The organism is Amaricoccus sp. W119, assembly GCF_047275745.1.
Lineage (GTDB): Bacteria > Pseudomonadota > Alphaproteobacteria > Rhodobacterales > Rhodobacteraceae > Amaricoccus.
On the sequence record NZ_JBKQWU010000064.1, the window covers coordinates 1 to 16,704 of the forward strand.

General features: G+C 67.2%; 17 protein-coding genes. 16 read left to right on the forward strand and 1 reads right to left on the reverse strand.

Features of this window, described 5'->3' with window-relative positions:
• The first annotated feature begins 167 nt into the window (after positions 1 to 167).
• The 10 genes from ACLJK8_RS19165 to ACLJK8_RS19210 all read left to right on the forward strand — a co-directional run bounded on the left by ACLJK8_RS19165 (position 168) and on the right by ACLJK8_RS19210 (position 11,526).
• Positions 168 to 569 (forward strand): DUF983 domain-containing protein, encoded by a 402-nt coding sequence (locus ACLJK8_RS19165; protein ID WP_413151953.1) that lies wholly within the window; start codon positions 168 to 170, stop codon positions 567 to 569.
• A gap of 84 nt (positions 570 to 653) precedes the next feature.
• The gene (locus ACLJK8_RS19170) at positions 654 to 2,087 is read left to right on the forward strand and encodes a cytochrome ubiquinol oxidase subunit I (RefSeq protein ID WP_413151954.1); all 1,434 of its coding nucleotides are present in this window, start codon (positions 654 to 656) and stop codon (positions 2,085 to 2,087) included.
• Between the two features lies 1 nt (position 2,088).
• The gene (cydB, locus tag ACLJK8_RS19175) at positions 2,089 to 3,096 is read left to right on the forward strand and encodes a cytochrome d ubiquinol oxidase subunit II (protein ID WP_413151955.1); all 1,008 of its coding nucleotides are present in this window, start codon (positions 2,089 to 2,091) and stop codon (positions 3,094 to 3,096) included.
• Positions 3,096 to 3,230 carry a DUF2474 family protein gene (locus ACLJK8_RS19180; RefSeq protein WP_413151956.1) on the forward strand — a complete coding sequence of 45 codons (135 nt, stop codon included), beginning with the start codon at positions 3,096 to 3,098 and terminating at the stop codon, positions 3,228 to 3,230. Before cydB ends, ACLJK8_RS19180 begins: the two co-directional genes overlap by 1 nt.
• 298 nt (positions 3,231 to 3,528) lie before the next feature.
• Positions 3,529 to 4,743 (forward strand): NAD(P)/FAD-dependent oxidoreductase, encoded by a 1,215-nt coding sequence (locus ACLJK8_RS19185; RefSeq protein WP_413151957.1) that lies wholly within the window; start codon positions 3,529 to 3,531, stop codon positions 4,741 to 4,743.
• A 426-nt stretch (positions 4,744 to 5,169) separates the two neighbouring features.
• Complete coding sequence (locus ACLJK8_RS19190; protein WP_413151958.1) at positions 5,170 to 5,970, forward strand: integrase; 801 nt, start codon at positions 5,170 to 5,172, stop codon at positions 5,968 to 5,970.
• A gap of 572 nt (positions 5,971 to 6,542) precedes the next feature.
• Positions 6,543 to 7,760 carry a plasmid partitioning protein RepA gene (gene repA / locus ACLJK8_RS19195; RefSeq protein ID WP_413151959.1) on the forward strand — a complete coding sequence of 406 codons (1,218 nt, stop codon included), beginning with the start codon at positions 6,543 to 6,545 and terminating at the stop codon, positions 7,758 to 7,760.
• 2 nt (positions 7,761 to 7,762) lie between these two features.
• Positions 7,763 to 8,785: a plasmid partitioning protein RepB gene (repB, locus tag ACLJK8_RS19200; RefSeq protein ID WP_413151960.1), complete on the forward strand. Its 1,023-nt coding sequence runs from the start codon at positions 7,763 to 7,765 to the stop codon at positions 8,783 to 8,785.
• 257 nt (positions 8,786 to 9,042) lie between these two features.
• Positions 9,043 to 10,275: a plasmid replication protein RepC gene (repC, locus tag ACLJK8_RS19205; protein ID WP_413151961.1), complete on the forward strand. Its 1,233-nt coding sequence runs from the start codon at positions 9,043 to 9,045 to the stop codon at positions 10,273 to 10,275.
• 105 nt (positions 10,276 to 10,380) lie between these two features.
• Positions 10,381 to 11,526, forward strand: a complete 1,146-nt coding sequence (locus ACLJK8_RS19210; protein WP_413151962.1) for an amidohydrolase — start codon at positions 10,381 to 10,383, stop codon at positions 11,524 to 11,526.
• A gap of 37 nt (positions 11,527 to 11,563) precedes the next feature.
• On the opposite strand, the gene ACLJK8_RS19215 is transcribed toward ACLJK8_RS19210, so the two are convergent.
• Positions 11,564 to 11,941, reverse strand: a complete 378-nt coding sequence (locus ACLJK8_RS19215; protein ID WP_413151963.1) for a response regulator — start codon at positions 11,939 to 11,941, stop codon at positions 11,564 to 11,566.
• 200 nt (positions 11,942 to 12,141) lie between these two features.
• Between ACLJK8_RS19215 and ACLJK8_RS19220 the strand changes: the two genes are divergently transcribed.
• The 6 genes from ACLJK8_RS19220 to ACLJK8_RS19245 form a co-directional block, all read left to right on the forward strand.
• Positions 12,142 to 12,456 (forward strand): STAS domain-containing protein, encoded by a 315-nt coding sequence (locus tag ACLJK8_RS19220; protein ID WP_413151964.1) that lies wholly within the window; start codon positions 12,142 to 12,144, stop codon positions 12,454 to 12,456.
• Positions 12,453 to 12,818, forward strand: coding sequence for a response regulator (locus ACLJK8_RS19225; protein ID WP_413151965.1), 366 nt, complete (start codon positions 12,453 to 12,455; stop codon positions 12,816 to 12,818). Before ACLJK8_RS19220 ends, ACLJK8_RS19225 begins: the two co-directional genes overlap by 4 nt.
• A 9-nt stretch (positions 12,819 to 12,827) precedes the next feature.
• On the forward strand, positions 12,828 to 15,023 hold the full coding sequence (locus ACLJK8_RS19230; protein WP_413151966.1) for a chemotaxis protein CheA: 2,196 nt from the start codon (positions 12,828 to 12,830) through the stop codon (positions 15,021 to 15,023).
• Positions 15,020 to 15,514: a chemotaxis protein CheW gene (locus ACLJK8_RS19235; protein ID WP_413151967.1), complete on the forward strand. Its 495-nt coding sequence runs from the start codon at positions 15,020 to 15,022 to the stop codon at positions 15,512 to 15,514. Before ACLJK8_RS19230 ends, ACLJK8_RS19235 begins: the two co-directional genes overlap by 4 nt.
• Before the next feature lie 41 nt (positions 15,515 to 15,555).
• Positions 15,556 to 16,494, forward strand: coding sequence for a CheR family methyltransferase (locus ACLJK8_RS19240; protein WP_413151968.1), 939 nt, complete (start codon positions 15,556 to 15,558; stop codon positions 16,492 to 16,494).
• A partial coding sequence (locus ACLJK8_RS19245) for a hypothetical protein (RefSeq protein ID WP_413151969.1) occupies positions 16,491 to 16,704 on the forward strand: 214 nt, incomplete at its 3' end. The genes ACLJK8_RS19240 and ACLJK8_RS19245, both read left to right, overlap by 4 nt.

The window sequence follows — 16,704 nt, forward strand, 5'->3', positions numbered from 1 at the left end:
CGATACAGGCCGTGGGTGAGACGTGATCAGTGATGCACGCTGGCCGAAAGATTCCCCGAACGCGGGGCCGCGCCGGTGCAATTTCGATATTGTATGTATATTGTATGGATTGAATATCGCAGAATTGATGGTATATTTCCGACTGAAATCATCCTCGGAGGCAAAAGATGACCCATGAGTTGCCCGAGCGCCCGTTCGGCCAGGCTGTCCGCAACGGGTTGCGGCGCCGGTGTCCCGCCTGCGGCACGGGCCACCTCTACACGTCCTACCTCAAGGTGGCGGACGCCTGCCCGGATTGCGGCGAGGCGCTCAGCCATCAGCGCGCCGACGACGGCCCCGCCTATGTCACGCTGCTCGTGGTCTGTCACATCGTGGGCTTCATGCTGCCGCCGCTCATCCACACGGGTCTCCACCCCGGCGTGATCGCGCTCCTGCTCTCGGCGATGGCGGTGCCGCTCTCGCTGCTGATGCTGCCGCCGATCAAGGGATTCTTCGTCGCCGCGCAGTGGTCGAAGCGGATGCACGGGTTCGGTCAAGATTTCGCCCGGGCCGGACGCGCGACAATGTGACCGCGGCGCGGTCCGGGATCGTGCCATGCACAGCCTGGGCGCGTCCGGAGGGCCGCCGATGAACGACTGCCGAAGGAATCGCCGATGTTCGGACTGACCGCGCTGGAGCTCGCCCGAATCCAGTTTGGCTTCACCGTCTCGTTCCACATCATCTTCCCCGCGATCACGATCGGCCTCGCGAGCTATCTCGCGGTGCTCGAAGGCAAGTGGCTGCTGACGAGGGACCGGGTCTACCGCGACCTCTATCACTTCTGGACCGGGATCTTCGCCGTCAACTTCGCCATGGGCGTCGTCTCGGGTCTGGTGATGGCCTATCAGTTCGGCACCAACTGGAGCTATTTCTCGGCCTTCGCCGGAAGCGTTACCGGGCCGCTTCTCACCTATGAGGTGCTGACCGCCTTCTTCCTCGAGGCGGGCTTCCTCGGCGTCATGCTCTTCGGCTGGAACAAGGTCGGGCCGGGCCTGCATTTCTTCGCGACCTGCATGGTCGCGCTTGGCACGCTGGTCTCCGCGACCTGGATTCTCGCCTCGAACAGCTGGATGCAGACCCCCCAGGGTTTCGAGATCATCGACGGCCGGGTCGTTCCGACCGACTGGCTGAAGGTCATCTTCAATCCGTCCTTCCCCTATCGCCTCGTTCACATGACGCTGGCGGCCTACGTCTCGACCGCGCTTTTCGTTGGAGCCGCGGGCGCCTGGCACCTGCTCCGCGGCCGGGGGAGCCTTGCGAACCGGCGCATGTTCTCGATGGCGATGTGGATGCTCGTCACGGTCGTGCCGCTGCAGATCCTCGCCGGCGACCAGCACGGGCTCAACACGCTCGAGCATCAGCCGGCCAAGGTGGCGGCGATGGAGGGGCACTGGGAGAACCATCCGGGCGAGGGCCTGCCGCTCGTTCTCTTCGCCCTGCCCGACATGGAGGCGGAGACCAACCGTTTCTCTCTCGAGATCCCTCGGCTCGGAAGCCTCATCCTCACCCACAGCCTCGACGGACAGATCCCGGCGCTGAAGGACTTCGCGCCCGAGGACCGCCCCTATGTGCCGGTGGTCTTCTGGAGCTTCCGCGTCATGGTCGGGCTCGGGTTCCTGATGCTCGGCCTCGGGCTCTGGGGCGTCTGGCTCAGGTGGCGTGACGATCTTTACACGTCCCGGCCGTTCCTCTGGGCCGCGCTGCTGATGGGGCCGGCCGGGCTCGTCGCGATCCTCGCCGGTTGGTTCACGACGGAGATCGGCCGGCAGCCCTGGGTCGTCTACGGCGTGATGCGCACGGCGGACGCGGTGTCGAACCATTCGGCCATCGCGCTCTCCACCACGCTCGCCGTCTTCGTCGTCGTCTATTTCGCGGTCTTCGGGACCGGCGTCGGCTACATGCTGAAACTCGTGGCGCGCGGACCCGACGGCCACGAGCCGCCCGCCGAAGGCGGCGCCGATCCGACCACCGAGCCGCCCGCCGGCCGCCCCGCCCGTCCGCTGTCGGCCACACCGGACGCGCCCGGCCCCCTCTCCCAGGAGCGATGACATGGGTATAGATCTGCCGCTCGTCTGGGCCTGCATCATCGGTTTCGGATTGATGATGTATGTCGTGATGGACGGGTTCGACCTCGGGATCGGACTGCTCTTTCCCTTCGTGAAGGATCGCGAGGAACGCGACACGATGGTGAACACGGTAGCACCGGTCTGGGACGGGAACGAAACCTGGCTCGTCCTCGGGGGGGCGGCGCTGATGGCAGCCTTCCCGCTCGCCTACGCGGTCATCCTGAGCGCGCTCTACCTGCCGCTCCTCCTGATGCTCGTCGGGCTGATCTGGCGCGGGGTCGCCTTCGAGTTCCGCTTCAAGGCCGACGAGCATCACCGCTGGTTCTGGGACCACGCCTTCGCCTGGGGCTCCTTCGGCGCGACCTTCTTTCAGGGCGTGGCGCTCGGCGCCTTCATGAACGGGTTCGAAGTACGCGACGGCGGCTACACAGGCGGCGCGCTCGACTGGCTCGCACCCTTCCCGATCTTCTGCGGCGTGGCGCTCCTCGCCGCCTACGGCATGCTCGGAATCACCTGGCTCATCATGAAGACCGAGGGCACGACGCAGCGCCGCATGATCGAGCTGGCCCGCCCCGGCACGTATTTCCTGCTCGGCATGATCGCGGCGGTCAGCCTCGCGACACCCCTCCTCCATCCGGCGATCGCCGCGCGCTGGTTAGGCCTGCCGAACTTCCTCTTCTTCCTGCCGGTCCCAGTCCTGATCGCCGTGCTCTGCTGGGGGCTTCTGAGGTCGCTCGAGGGGCGGCCGCATGTGCTGCCCTTCTTCGCGACGCTGGGCATTCTCTTCCTCGGCTATACCGGCCTCGCGATCAGCCTCTGGCCCAACATCATCCCGCCCTGGATATCGATCTGGGACGCCGCGGCCCCGCCGCAATCCATGGGCTTCGCGCTCGTGGGGGCGCTTTTCGTCATTCCCTTCATCCTCGTCTACACCGCCTGGTCCTACTGGGTGTTCCGGGGCAAGGTGAAACCGGGCGAGGGGTATCACTGATGGATCAATCCGGACAGAGCTGGCGCTCGCGCCTCGGCTGGTTCCTCCTCGCCTGGGCCGCGGGCGTCCTCGCCCTCGCGGCTTTCGCCGGCATCCTGAAGTTCCTCATGAGCCTCGCCGGCCTGACGGTCTGAGCGCCCGGCGGCGGCGGAGCGGGCGATCCGGCCGAAGCCTGACCTCGCGACCGGCAACCGCCCCGCTATCCGGTCGACGGCGCCATCAGGGATCGCGGCGGCTCCGTGACGTGCGCAACCTGTCATTGCTAAGCGGACGACGCCTAGAGCGGGAGGACTGGGCGGCGGCACGACAGCGAGAGCGTCCCGCTCGACCGCGACGTCTCCGAGTGAGGTAAACGAGCCGAATCTCCAGCCAGATCAGGACGCGCCCCGAGCTTGACTTGCTGGTCCTCCATCTGCCAGAGGCTCAGATCTGATGGAACGGATCGTCATCATTGGCACCGGGCAGGGCGGGTTCCAGGCCGCGGCCAGTCTGCGTCAGGAAGGGTTCGAGGGCTCGATCACCCTGATCGGCGAGGAGCCGGGCCTGCCCTACCAGCGCCCGCCGCTCTCGAAGGGCTACATGGCTGATGGCGACGCCGACCGGCTGCTGCTGAAGCCCGCGAGTTTCTACGAACGCCACGACATCACGCTGCGCGACCGGACGCGCGCGGCGGAGATCGACCGCGACGGGCGGCGGGTGCTGACCGATGACGGCGGTGAGCATCCATACGACCACCTGATCCTCGCGACGGGGGCGCGCAACTACCGTCCGCCGATCCCGGGGCAGGAGGCGGACGGCGTGCTGGAGCTGCGCACGCTCGCGGACGCAGCGGTGATCCGCGCCCGGCTCGCGGAGACCCGCCATGCCATCGTGATCGGCGGCGGTTTCATCGGGCTCGAATTCGCCGCGATGGCACGGGCGGCGGGGGTTGGTGTCACCGTGCTGGAAGCGACGCCCCGGCTGATGGGCCGCGCGCTCTCGCCCGCGATGTCGGCCTTCTTCCTCGACGCCCATCGCGCGATGGGGACGGAAGTCCTGCTCGGCGCCGCCGCGCGCCGGATCGAGGCCGAGAACGGCCGGGTCACCGGTGTCGATACCGCCGATGTCCGCGTCATTTCGGGTGACCTCGTGCTGATCGCCACCGGCATACGCCCTAATGTCGAGCTCGCCGAGGCGGCCGGCCTTCGTGTGAACAATGGCGTCGAGGTGGACGGGGCGCTCACCACCTCCGACCCGGCGATCTCGGCGCTCGGTGACGTGGCGAGCTTCCCGCTGCCCGACGGGAGCCGCGTGCGACTCGAATCCGTTCAGGCGGCGGTCGACCACGCCCGCCATATCGCCAGGCGGCTACTGAAGGGCGAGACGGCGCCCTACGCGGCCGTGCCCTGGTTCTGGAGCGATCAGGGCAAGCTGAAACTCCAGATCGCGGGCCTCGGCTCGGGCGCGTACGAGGCACAGGAGCTGCCCTCCAAAGCGGATGAGAAGCTGGTGCTACTCTACCGCGACGGCCATCTCGTCGCCGCCGAGACGGTGAACGCGCCAGGTCCGCACATGGCCGCCCGCCGCCTGATCGGCACACCGAAGGACGAACTGGAGGCGGCAGGCTACGATCTGAAGGCCGCCATGAAGGCCCGGAAGCCGGCCTGATCTCGCGGCGGGAAGAAAGGCCGCACCCAAGGCACGCGGTTTCGCTCCGCTTGAGCGGCGGCGCTTTTCCGCCCCTTTTCGCGCAAAATCCGCCGTTGACCAACCGTGGCCATCACGTCCGATAATGTTGACATGTGGCTTTCGACGCATTCTTGTTTCGTCATGATTGGTGGACCGGAGAATCGGAATTCCCACCCCGCGAGTCCGGATTCCGGGGCCAGGTCTCTTGGGCCCGATCACGACGGCGTCGAAGCTCCTGGCACGCTGGCGCGGGCCGAGACGCACCCGCGGCCGGCGGAAACGACCACCTCGCGGACGGAGACTGAGAACACCCGACGGGCCTACGCGAACGATTGGGCGGCGTTCGGCCGCTGGTGCCGGTTGCGCGGTGCGAGCCCCCTGCCCCCCGACCCGGAATTGATCGGATTGTACCTCGCGGATTGCGCCGCCCCGCGTGGCACCGCGGCTCCACTCTCGGTGGCCTCCATCGAACGGCGGTTGTCCGGGCTCCGCTGGGCGTATCGCCATCGCGGCCTCGCGCTCGCACGTGATGGCGGTCAGATCGCCGATATTCTCGCCGCGATCAGGCGCGCACATGGCGCCCCGCCCGATAGCAAGGCGCCGCTCTCCGCGCAAGACCTTCTCGCCATGGTCGCGACCCTGCCCTACGATCTGCGCGGACTTCGCGATCGGGCCCTGCTCCTGCTCGGATTCGCAGCCGGAACGCGGCGCTCGCAGATCGTCGGCCTCGATTGCGCGCCGAACGACACCACTGGTCAGGCAGGCTGGATCGAGATCGAGCCCCGGGGCGCGCTTCTCGTCCTGAAGGACAAGACCGGTTGGCGTGAGGTCGAGGTCGGCCGCGGATCGAACGACAGATCCTGCCCGGTGCGCGCGCTCGAATCCTGGCTCAGCTACGCGAAGATCGACACCGGGCCTGTCTTCCGCCGCGTCTCCCGCGACGGTAGGCGCCCATTGGCTGCGAGGCTCTCCGACAAGCATGTCGCGCGGCTGATCAAGCGCACTGTGCTCGCGTCCGGCATCCGGTCAGACCTGCCGGAAGCCGAGCGCCTGCGTCTCTATTCGGGCCACTCGTTACGAGGCGATCTCGCCGGGTCCACCGAGGACGGTGCTCGACGGCTCGGCCACGCTGCCACCGGGATGGCCGGGGAAGGTCGAAGTGACGAACGCTACCGCGTCAACCGGACCAAAGCGTCGGGCCTTTGACCTCCTCCGTTTCCGGCTGCCACGCTCCCGCAAGTTCCGGCACCAACGCGGCAAGGCTGCGCAGTTCAGGGGTGCGGAGGACGGTCTCGTCGCGAGTTGGCCGTCCAGCTTACCGATACATCGGAGGCGATCCCGATTGGTACGAATATCCGACCGCCTGCCCGGAGATATTCGGGGCTGGAGAGTGCTCGCCGTTGCGCGACGTTGCTGTTTGACCTGATCTGACCGCTATCGAGCTATACGTTCTTTGCAGCCGTAAAAATGTCGCGCGTCCTGACCTATTTACGGCTGCAAAGAACGTCCGACTTCCAGCCCCCAAGATGAGGCCCGCTGCGTTAGACTTCAATCACACAAACACACATCTACCCAAGCCGACCGCGCCGTCGAAACAGAACCGAAGGAGCCATCTCCGCGAAGGATGCCGCGTGCTCGCCAGTCCATCCGGCACCCAGCCGCGTCACCTGCGCTTCAGCCGATTAACTGAGGAAATCCTTGCAAAATCCCGGAAACCGCGGCCATAGTGGCGCCAAACAGACGAATCTGGCAAGGATTCGCGTTTCCAAGAGCGAGCGATGAAGCAGGCACCGATCATATCCAACGCTCCGGCCGCGCACCAGATCCTCGCGCAGCGCGCGGCCGACATGGAGCAGAGCCTTCGCGCTTCCTATCTGGCGTCACTGTCACCCGCGCAGGAGAAGGAGCTCCGGCTCTTCACCGCCGGGGAAGCCTCGAAGCTGCTTGGCATCACCACCGGATATCTCCGGAAGATGCACCTCACCAACGCCGTTCCGGAGGTTCATGCGACGCTCCGCGGCAACCGGTACTATGCCGCCGAGGCCATCGATCAGATCCGCAGCGCGCTGGAGAAGAACGCCAAGACGCCCGGCTCCTATCGGAAAGGCCGCAAGGGCGACGAGCCGCTCGCGGTGCTCGCCGTCGCAACCTTCAAGGGCGGCGCGGGCAAAACCACGATGGCGATCCACACGGCCCAGTACCTCGCGCTCAACGGCTACCGCGTCCTCGGCATCGATCTCGATCCCCAGGCTTCCTTCACCAGCTATTTCGGCATTCGTCCCGAAGTCGACCTGCACGACACCAACACGCTTTACGACGGGATCAAATACGACGACCCGGTGCCGCTCTCGGCCTGCGTCCGCGAGACCTACTTCCATAATCTCCACCTCATACCGGCGGATCTGCAACTTCACACCTTCGAACATGAGACCCCGCTCTGGATGTTCGAGCAGCGGCAGCTTCCCGAGGAACAGCGCGACCCGTTCGCCTTCTATCAGCGCCTCAGCGTCGCGCTCTCCGATGTCGATGACGACTACGACATCGTCATCCTCGACTGCCCGCCAAGCCTCGGATTCATCACTTTGTGCGGTCTTTGCGCCGCGACCGGGCTGCTCATCACCGTCGTCCCGGCGATGCTCGACGTCGAGAGCCTCTCGAGCTTCATGCGCATGACCGGCGAGCTTCTCGAGGCGATCGACCAGAATGGGCTCAGCATGCGCTGGGATTTCCAGAAGTTTGTCCTGTCCCGCTACGAACCGCATGACGGCCCGCAGATGCAACTGGCTGCCTTCCTCCGAAACCTGTTCGCGACCGATGTGCTCCGAGCGGAAATGCTCAAGTCGACGGCGATCGGCGATGCCGGGCTCACCCGCCAGGCGCTCTGGGAGGTCGACCGTCACTCGATGAACCGTCAGACCTACGACCGGGCCATGGAGGCGATCACCGCCGTCGGCACCGATGTCGAACGGCTCATCCACGCCGGCTGGGGGCGCTGAGCATGGCGAGAAAGGGCGCTTTCGATCCGAGCCTGATCATCACCCGGGCATCCCCGCTGGCGAAAAAGGAACGCTTCGCCGCGCTTCCCAAAGGCGCCGCCGGGGCGCTCGCGCAAGGAGTCCAGGCCGCGGTCCGTGACGGCCTGCGTGACATCGAGGCCGATCTCATCGACGAGCAGGGGCTCCCCGATCGTCTCGGCGAGATGGACGAGGATGACAGCGCGCTCCGCGACAGCCTCAAGCGCTACGGCCAGCTTGTGCCGGTTCTGCTCCGGCCGAGCGCCGAGACGAAGGGCCGCTACGAGATCATCTACGGCCGGCGCCGGGTCCGGGCCGCCAGGGCGATCGGACTGCCCGTCAAGGCGATCATCCGGCCCCTCGACGGCGAAGAGGCCGTCGTGGCCCAGGGTCAGGAGAACACCGCCCGGCGCGATCTCTCCTTCATCGAGAAGGCCCGGTTCGCGCGCCTCATCATCGAGGACGGCTATTCCCGCGACGTCGCCACCGAGGCGCTGCACTGTCACGCCACCGTGCTCAGCGTGATGCTCAGCGTCGTCCGCGACATACCCGACGACATCGTGCTGAAGATCGGCCCCGCGCCAGGCATCGGGCGCGACCGCTGGTTCGACTTCGCAAAGCTCCTCCGATCCGAAGACGATCGCCTCCCGGGACTCCGGCAGCTTCTCGATGACCCCTCAATCATGGCCTTGCCCTCGAACGACCGGTTCGCAGCCGCCATGAACTCCGTCGAGCAAGCCCGCGCCAGCCAGATCCCGAACCCGGCGACAACGGTGGGGCAGGGAGGCGTCGCGGAAGCGAGAGCCGCGAAGGCCGCGCGCGCCCTGATCGACGCTCAATCGCAGGCGGAACTCGGCAACATCCAACGCTCCAGCCGCTGGGTGACGATCAAGATCGCCGCGACCCCGAAGCAGCAGGGATTCGCCGACTGGCTCGACAGCCACGCGGGCGAACTCATCACCGAACTTCACGCCCGGTACAGCAAGGAGACCGGAGGGAAGCAATGAAGCAACGAAGCAGGAAAGGAGGCACGACCAAGGGCGGATAAAGAAAGACCCTCCAAATCCACTGGGGATCCGAAGGGCCAATCTCAACGCGTGACACCGTGAGATTACCCGGAAATCCGAATCGGCGTCAATAGACACCCCAGCGGGTGAACGGGGTCGGCTGTCCTCGTGATACCGACATGAAGCACATTTCATCACCGGCCTTTCGGTCGGCCAGTCGCGTTGTGCCATCGCGCACGGCGGGGCAGGGGAGTCCCATGCTCGCGGGACCCCACAAATGGCGCGACCTCATGGAGCCCGTCATGCGGGCCCGCGAAGAACTCGGCCTCAATGCCACCGATCTCTCCGTGCTCCGCGCCATCCTGAGTTTCATCCCCGGCGACACCCTCGGCACCGACCGTCCCGAGAACCACATCTGTTTCGCCGGCAACCTCACGATCGCCGATCGCGTCGGAACCAGCGGCGACAGCACCGTCAACCGCTGCCTGCGCCGATTGGAAACCGCCGGCCTCGTCCTTCGACGTCAAAGCCCGAACCGCAAGCGCTATGCGTTTCGCGACCGGCAAGGCGACGTGCTCCACGCATATGGCATCGATGTCACGCCATTGATCGCGCGTGGCGACGAACTGGCCACGATGGCCTCCGAAGTCGACCGGGAACGACACGAACTCCACGTCCTACGTGATCGTTGCAAAGTACTCCTGCATCGTCTCATGGGGGAAGCAGCGTCCTCACAACCTCACGCGATCCCCGACGCAACCCTCATCGACCATGCCCGGCGCGTTCTACGGCGAAAGCCCCGACACGCCGAGCTGCTTGAGCTCTTCGAGCAGCTCAAGCAGGCATCCACCGCCGCCGACCAACAGACCGCGGTTTATCCACAGAACACCACCGGTGAGGCCACAGACATCCAAACAACACGCACGTTGAGCAACCGAGTTGCCAAAGATGAGCGACATATTGAATCATTAAAAGAACATCCAGATAATCCCCCAATCGCACTCAGAGACCTGCGGCAAGCATTTCCGACACTTTTCGCATGCCTCACGTCAACTCGTTCAGAGAATGAGCTTCATCGCAACGCCGATATCCTCGTCACCACGATACCAAACGCGACCGCCCCATGGCAGGATGCCATCCGACATCTCGGCTTCGGACCCGCGCTGATCCTGCTCGGCTTCATCATCGAGAACTACGCATCGATCCAAAACCACGGCGGATATCTCGCAAGGCTCATCGAACAACACCAGCGTGGCCTTCTCGATCTCCGTGCTCTAGTCAAAATGGGACAACACAGAACCGAGAATGCACAGAGACCCGAGACCCACGGTGCTCCCGATGCCCACAGAATTCGAACTCCACAGTTCAGTCCGGAAACGCATGGCACCGCGGACCCGCCCAACTTGTGCGAACGGCCCAGTGCACAGAACCCTGACTCAGCGACTACCCGACCAGAGCGCTTCCGCGCGGTTGACAGACAACAAAGTTGAGGGAAAGGCCGCCGTCCGTGCCATGACCCGCCGTCCGACGACTCCACCCACGAGGCAGGGCACACTCCCAAACCCCAGGTACACTCCGGCCCACGGGGAGTCGCCATGCTGACCGACCAGGAAGTGCTTCGGCTGACCCGCCTCCGGCACGCGCTCCATCGCGAACCCGAGCTTTCGGGCCAGGAGCGGGAGACCGCCGCGACGATCGCTAGGCATCTCGAGGCCATCGGCGGAGCCCGGGTGCTGACCGGGCTCGGTGGTCACGGGGTCGCCGCGATCTTCGACGGCCGCGAGTCCGGGCCCAGCGTCCTGCTCCGAGCCGAACTCGATGGGCTCCCGATCCAGGAGACCGGGACCATGCCTTACCGGTCCACCCTTCCCGGGAAAGCGCATATGTGCGGGCATGACGGCCATATGGCCTCGCTGATCGGTTGCGCGCTCGCATTGTCCCGGCGGGGCCCGGCGCGTGGACGTGTCACGCTGCTGTTCCAGCCCGCCGAGGAGGACGGTTCCGGCGCCGCCGCCGTCATCGCCGATCCGCGGTTCGGTGAGATCAGACCGGACTACGCCTTCTCCTGGCACAACATGCCGTGGCAGCCGCTGGGCGTGGCGAGCATGCGCGACGGGCCGATGTTCTGCGCCTCGGTCGGCCTCCGGGTCCGGATGGAGGGACGAACCGCGCACGCCTCGCAGCCGGAGGCCGGTCTGTCGCCCGCCCCGGCCCTCGCGAGCCTGATCCAGCGCGTCGCCGCCCTCGCGACCGGCGGCGAGATGGACGAGAATTTCAGCCTCGTGACCATCACGCATGCGCGGCTCGGCGAACCTACCTTCGGCGTCGCGCCGGGGTCCGCGGAGTTGCGCGCCACGCTGCGCGCCCTCGATGGCGAGAGGATGAACCGGCTGCGCGACGATGTCGGGGCGCTGGCCCGCGAGAGCGCGGCGCGAGCCGGTCTCGCGGTCGCGATCGACTGGCACGATGATTTCGCGAGCAGCGTCAACGACGTGGAAGCCACCGCGATAGTCCGCCGTGCACTGGAGGCTCGGCGCATCGCGCATCGGGAGTTGGCGGCTCCATTCCGGGCCAGCGAGGATTTCGGCCGTTTCGGCACCACCGCGCGTTGCGCGATGTTCCTGCTCGGGGCAGGGGAGGGGGTGAGCATGCTGCACAACCCCGACTACGACTTTCCCGACGCGCTCATTCCGATCGGCGCCGGGGTTCTGGTCGAGGCGGCGCGAGAGCTGGTGGGTTGACCGCCCGGCCTCGGCCGATCAAGGCCCGTGGTTGAACTCAGGTCAGCGCGCCGAGATGCGTCTCCAGCGCCTGCCTGAGGTCGGGCACCACGAAGGGCTTGGCCACGAAATGGTCGATCGAGTCGCCCGCCTGGTCGCGGTAGGCGTTCGAGGTCGAGAGGAAGACCGGGGTCGCCCTCAGATCTGGATGCGCCTTGATGCGCCGTGCGAGCTCCAGACCGGAGACGCCGGGCATGTTGAGATCCGAGATCACGACATCGAAGCGCCGGGCCATCATCTGTTCCCAGGCGGCGTCCGCGCTCGCGGCGACAGCGACGTCGATCACGCCGACCTCCTTCAGCACGAGGCGGGCCATCGCCCGCATGCTCTGCTGGTCGTCCACGACGAGGGCGACGATGCTTCTTGCTGCCGGCATGGGGAGATCCTCGCTCGCGTTTCCGTGCCGAGACGGTTGCCGCCGAAGGGTTAAGAACTGACCAACATACGCGCCGGGATGAAGCAGGGACGAACCGGAGAGAAACCGGCTGGGCCGTAAGCCTTCCTTAAGCCGCCGAAGCCAACAACTGCCGTGCTCGGTTGCGGAGTCCGCCGGAACCGTTCTTGAACGGGACGCGCATGCGCGAAGAAGACCAAGATCTGTCCTCCGATCCCCGACCGACCGTGCTCCTCGGGCGCAGGCTGCGCTTCGAGGAGGCGCCGGGACTCGCGATGCTGCTTCTCGGCAAGCGCGGCGCGGCGCTCAAGCTCGATGCCTCGGAAGTCAGCGAGCTCGGGACGCCCTGTCTGCAGGTACTGCTGGCGGCGGCCGTCACGTGGCGCACGGATGGCGAAGCCTTCTCGCTCGCGAACCCCTCGCCAGAGATGCTGGCGACCCTCGCCCAGATCGGCCTCGACGCCGGGGCGTTGAATTCGGAGGGTCGGCCGGAATGACCCTGACCGTTCTGGCCGTGGACGACTCCCGGACGATGCGCGACCTGCTGAGGGTGGCGCTGGCCCCGCGGGGCTTCGACGTGCATCTCGCGACGGATGGCGAGGACGCGCTCGAGGTTCTGGCGTCGATCGCTCCGGATGTCATCATCACCGACATCAACATGCCGCGGCTCGACGGCTTCGGACTGATCGCGAACCTCCGCGCGCGCGAGCATACGCGGCGCACCCCGATCATCGTCCTCACCACCGAGAGCGCGCCGGAACTGAGGGAGCGCGCCCGCTCCGCCGGAGCCACCGGATGGATCGTGAAACCCTTCGACGAGGCGAAGCTGGTCGCCGCGGTTCGGCGGGTCGCGGGTTAGGGGGCGCGGATGGACGCGATGCAGGAGATCCTGCTGATCTTCTTCGCCGAATGCGAGGAAAATCTGGAGGCGGCGCAGGAGAGCCTTGAGGCGCTCAGGACGCGCCCGGATGATATCGAGACGGTCAACACCGTGTTCCGGGCGGTGCATTCGATCAAGGGTGGCGCGGCGGCCTTCGGCCTCGCCGATCTCGTCGATTTCGCCCATGCGTTCGAGACCACGCTCGACCGGCTGCGCTCGGGGCGTCTCGCGACATCGCCCGAGGTCGTGGGCGCGCTCCTGAGTTCGGCCGATCTGCTGAGCGACCTCGTGGCCGCGTCGCGCGACGCTGGCGCCGTCGATCCCGAGAGGATCGCGGAACGGATCGCCTGTCTGACGGTGCTTGGCGCCGATGCGGTGGCGGCGAGGCCCGAAATGTCACCGGAGCCACCGGTTCAGCGCCCGGTCTGGGCGACGGCGAACGAGGAAGGTCCGGACGCACTGGCCGGCGCTTCGCCCGGTAACTCACCGGGCGATCCGGGGCGGCGACCTGCATGGGCGACCTCCGTGCCGGAGCCTGCCCCGGCGCTGGTTCACCGCATCCGCTTCCACCCGCGCCCCTCGATGCTGGAGCGGGGGCATGAGCCGGCGCGGCTCATGCGCGAGATCGGGGAACTCGGTGAGGCGGAGATCCGCTGCGACCTCTCGGCGATCCCGCTGCTCGACGCGCTCGATCCCGGGGGCGCCTATCTCTCCTGGGAGATCGAGGTTCGCGGGGCGCCGTCCGAGGGCGCTTTGCGCGAGGTCTTCGAATTCGTCGACGAGGACTGTGATCTCACCATCGAGACCGGAGAGGGTCGCACTGAGAGCACAGCCGTACCGGAGCCCGAATGGAATGCGGAACGGGACCCAGAGCCGGACCCAGAGCCGCGCCCCTCGGATGTCCCGCCGCGGACCCCTGAGGCGGCGTCCGAGGTGGCCCCGGAGGCGGTCCCGGCCCCGGCCGAGGCGAGCGTCGCCCGCGCGACCGTCCGCGTCGATCTCGACCGCGTTGATCATCTGATCAATCTCGTCGGCGAGCTTGTCATCAACCAGGCGATGCTCTCGCAATCCGTGATCGAATCCGGCCTCGCCGGGTCCTCCTCGATCGCGCTGGAGCTCGAAGGCTTCGGCCAGCTCACCCGCCAGATCCAGGAGAGCGTGCTGGCGATCCGCGCCCAGCCGCTGAAGCCGCTCTTCCAGCGCATGTCGCGCATCGCGCGCGAAGCCGCCGGCGCGACCGGCAAGACCGTCCGCTTCGCAACCGAGGGGGAAATGACCGAGGTCGACAAGACCGTGATCGAACGGCTCGCCGACCCGCTGACACACATGATCCGCAACGCGATCGATCATGGGCTGGAGGCGACCGCCGACCGTCTCGCGCGCGGCAAGCCGGCGGAGGGAGGCGTCCGGCTCACCGCGGCGCACCGATCGGGCCGGGTGCTGATCGAGATCGCCGACGACGGCGCGGGCATCGATCGCGAGCGCGTCCTGCGGATCGCGACCGGGAAGGGGCTCGTCCCGGCCGACAGCGTGCTCAGCGACGGCGAGATCGACAATCTCCTTTTCCTGCCCGGCTTCTCCACCGCCCGCGCGGTCTCGGATCTCTCGGGCCGGGGCGTGGGAATGGACGTGGTCAAGCGCGCGATCACGAGCCTCGGCGGGCGGATCTCGATCGCGTCGCAGCCGGGGGTTGGCACGACCTTCGGCATCAGCCTGCCGCTCACGCTCGCGATCCTCGACGGGATGATCGTCGCCGTCGGCGACGAGACGCTGGTCGTGCCGCTGTCCGCGATCCTCGAGATGCTGAAGCCCGGTTCCGGCGAGATCCATCCGCTCGGTTCGGGCGGAAGGGTGGTGCGGGTCCGGGGTGAGTTCGTTCCCGTGATCGACGTCGGTGCGCGGCTGGGGATCGCGAGTCGGCAGGGTGGCGGGGAGGATGTGATGCTGCTGATCGAGACAAGCGCCGGAGAGCGGCGCGCGCTGGTCGTCGATGCGATTCAGGATCAGCGGCAGGTGGTCATCAAGGGCCTCGCAGAGACCTGCGGCGCGGTTCCGGGCATCGCCGCGGCGACCATTCTCGGCAACGGCCGGGTCGCACTCATCGTCGATACCGACGCGATCGTCGCGGACGCGGGCCCCGGCGACCGCGCCCAACCCTCTCACACTGACAGGATCGTCGCATGAAAACAGCGCCGAGCGAGGAGAGCGGCCGTCCGGGCCCGGTCGAGGGCGCGGAGGGGTCCTGCGAGATCGTGTCGTTCCGGCTGGCCGAGCAGGATTTCTGCGTCGACATCATGGATATCCGCGAGATCCGCGGCTGGACCCCGCCGACGCCGCTGCCGCGCGCGCCCGACTACGTGCTCGGCCTGATCAACCTGCGGGGCGCCGTGCTGCCGATCATCGATCTCGCGAAGCGCCTGGGGCTCGCCACATCCGATGTGAGCCCGCGCGATGTGATCATCGTGGCGATGATAGACGGGCAGGTGATCGGCCTCGTGGTCGATGCCGTTTCCGACATCCTGACCGCGCGGGCGCGCGACATCCAGCCGGCGCCCGCGATCGGCTCGGAGTCAGGGCCGGGGCATCTCCGGGGCATCATCGCGATCGACGACCGCATGCTGCGCCTGCTCGATCTGAGGCGGGTCATACCGCCGAAACGCGGCGAAGCGGCGTGACCGGGCCGGCTCCGGCCCCGGTGGCACGGGAGACGAGGCTGGTGACGCGGGACTTCCAGCGGGTCGCGGCCGTTGTTCGCGCCGTCGCGGGGATCTCGCTTTCCGAGGGCAAGATCGCGCTCGTGGAGGCGCGGCTGACCAAACGGCTCCGGGCGCTCGGCCTGACCGGCTATCGCGACTACTGCGCGCTCATCGAAGGCGATCACGAAGCCGGCCGGGCGGAACGCGAGGAGCTGATCACCGCGATCACCACGAACGTGACCCAGTTCTTCCGTGAACCGCACCATTTCGAGATCCTCAGGAGCCGGGTCCTGCCGCCGCTCATCGATCGCGCTGAGCGCGGCGGCCGGGTGCGGATCTGGTCGGCGGGCTGCTCGACCGGGCAGGAGCCCTATTCGATCGCGCTGACCATCCTCGGCCTCGCCCCCGATATCGGCCGCTGGGATCTCCGNGCGGGCTGCTCGACCGGGCAGGAGCCCTATTCGATCGCGCTGACCATCCTCGGCCTCGCCCCCGATATCGGCCGCTGGGATCTCCGGATTCTCGCGACCGATCTCGACCGTGCCGTGCTCGCGACGGCGAAACGCGGCGTCTATCCGGCCACGTCGCTCGAAGCGGTGCCGGCGGCGCTCAGGCGGCCGCATTTCGAGCCGGTGCGGGCCGGAGGGGAGATGGCCTCGGCGATCGGTCCCGCGCCTCGCGCGCTCGTCCGGTTCCGCAAGCTCAATCTCACGCATGACTGGCCGATGCGGGGCGGCTTCGACGTGATCTTCTGCCGCAACGTCGTGATCTATTTCGACGCCGAGAACGAGGCGGCGATCTGGCGGAGGCTCGCCGGGCGCCTGCCCGAGGGGGGCTGGCTCTTCGTCGGGCATTCGGAGCGCGTCAACACCCTGGCGCTGCCCATGCTCGCGAGCGATGGCGTCACGACCTATCGCAAGATCCCGCCCTGCGCGGCGGAACGGGGGGTACTGACGTGAGCGGCCGTGAGATCGCCCCGGACCCGCCCGCCGGGCTGGAACCGACGCTGCGCGCGTTGTCGCGGGAGCTCCTGGCGGCGCGAGACATGTCGCTCGACCTTCAGGAGGCGGTCGCGGAGCTGCTCGCGGCCATGGGGGAGCGTTCCGCCGCCGTCCCGTTTCGCCTCCAGAACCTCGATCGCCTGACCCAGACGCTCGGAGACCTCGCGG

What these genes read in the sequence shown, in the direction of transcription:
- ACLJK8_RS19165 (WP_413151953.1), top strand. Translation starts at nt 168, where the DNA reads ATGACCCATGAGTTGCCCGAGCGCCCGTTCGGCCAGGCTGTCCGCAAC.
- ACLJK8_RS19170 (WP_413151954.1), top strand. Translation starts at nt 654, where the DNA reads ATGTTCGGACTGACCGCGCTGGAGCTCGCCCGAATCCAGTTTGGCTTC.
- cydB (WP_413151955.1), top strand. Translation starts at nt 2,089, where the DNA reads ATGGGTATAGATCTGCCGCTCGTCTGGGCCTGCATCATCGGTTTCGGA.
- ACLJK8_RS19180 (WP_413151956.1), top strand. Translation starts at nt 3,096, where the DNA reads ATGGATCAATCCGGACAGAGCTGGCGCTCGCGCCTCGGCTGGTTCCTC.
- ACLJK8_RS19185 (WP_413151957.1), top strand. Translation starts at nt 3,529, where the DNA reads ATGGAACGGATCGTCATCATTGGCACCGGGCAGGGCGGGTTCCAGGCC.
- repA (WP_413151959.1), top strand. Translation starts at nt 6,543, where the DNA reads ATGAAGCAGGCACCGATCATATCCAACGCTCCGGCCGCGCACCAGATC.
- repB (WP_413151960.1), top strand. Translation starts at nt 7,763, where the DNA reads ATGGCGAGAAAGGGCGCTTTCGATCCGAGCCTGATCATCACCCGGGCA.
- repC (WP_413151961.1), top strand. Translation starts at nt 9,043, where the DNA reads ATGCTCGCGGGACCCCACAAATGGCGCGACCTCATGGAGCCCGTCATG.
- ACLJK8_RS19210 (WP_413151962.1), top strand. Translation starts at nt 10,381, where the DNA reads ATGCTGACCGACCAGGAAGTGCTTCGGCTGACCCGCCTCCGGCACGCG.
- ACLJK8_RS19215 (WP_413151963.1), bottom strand. Translation starts at nt 11,941, where the DNA reads ATGCCGGCAGCAAGAAGCATCGTCGCCCTCGTCGTGGACGACCAGCAG.
- ACLJK8_RS19220 (WP_413151964.1), top strand. Translation starts at nt 12,142, where the DNA reads ATGCGCGAAGAAGACCAAGATCTGTCCTCCGATCCCCGACCGACCGTG.
- ACLJK8_RS19225 (WP_413151965.1), top strand. Translation starts at nt 12,453, where the DNA reads ATGACCCTGACCGTTCTGGCCGTGGACGACTCCCGGACGATGCGCGAC.
- ACLJK8_RS19230 (WP_413151966.1), top strand. Translation starts at nt 12,828, where the DNA reads ATGGACGCGATGCAGGAGATCCTGCTGATCTTCTTCGCCGAATGCGAG.
- ACLJK8_RS19235 (WP_413151967.1), top strand. Translation starts at nt 15,020, where the DNA reads ATGAAAACAGCGCCGAGCGAGGAGAGCGGCCGTCCGGGCCCGGTCGAG.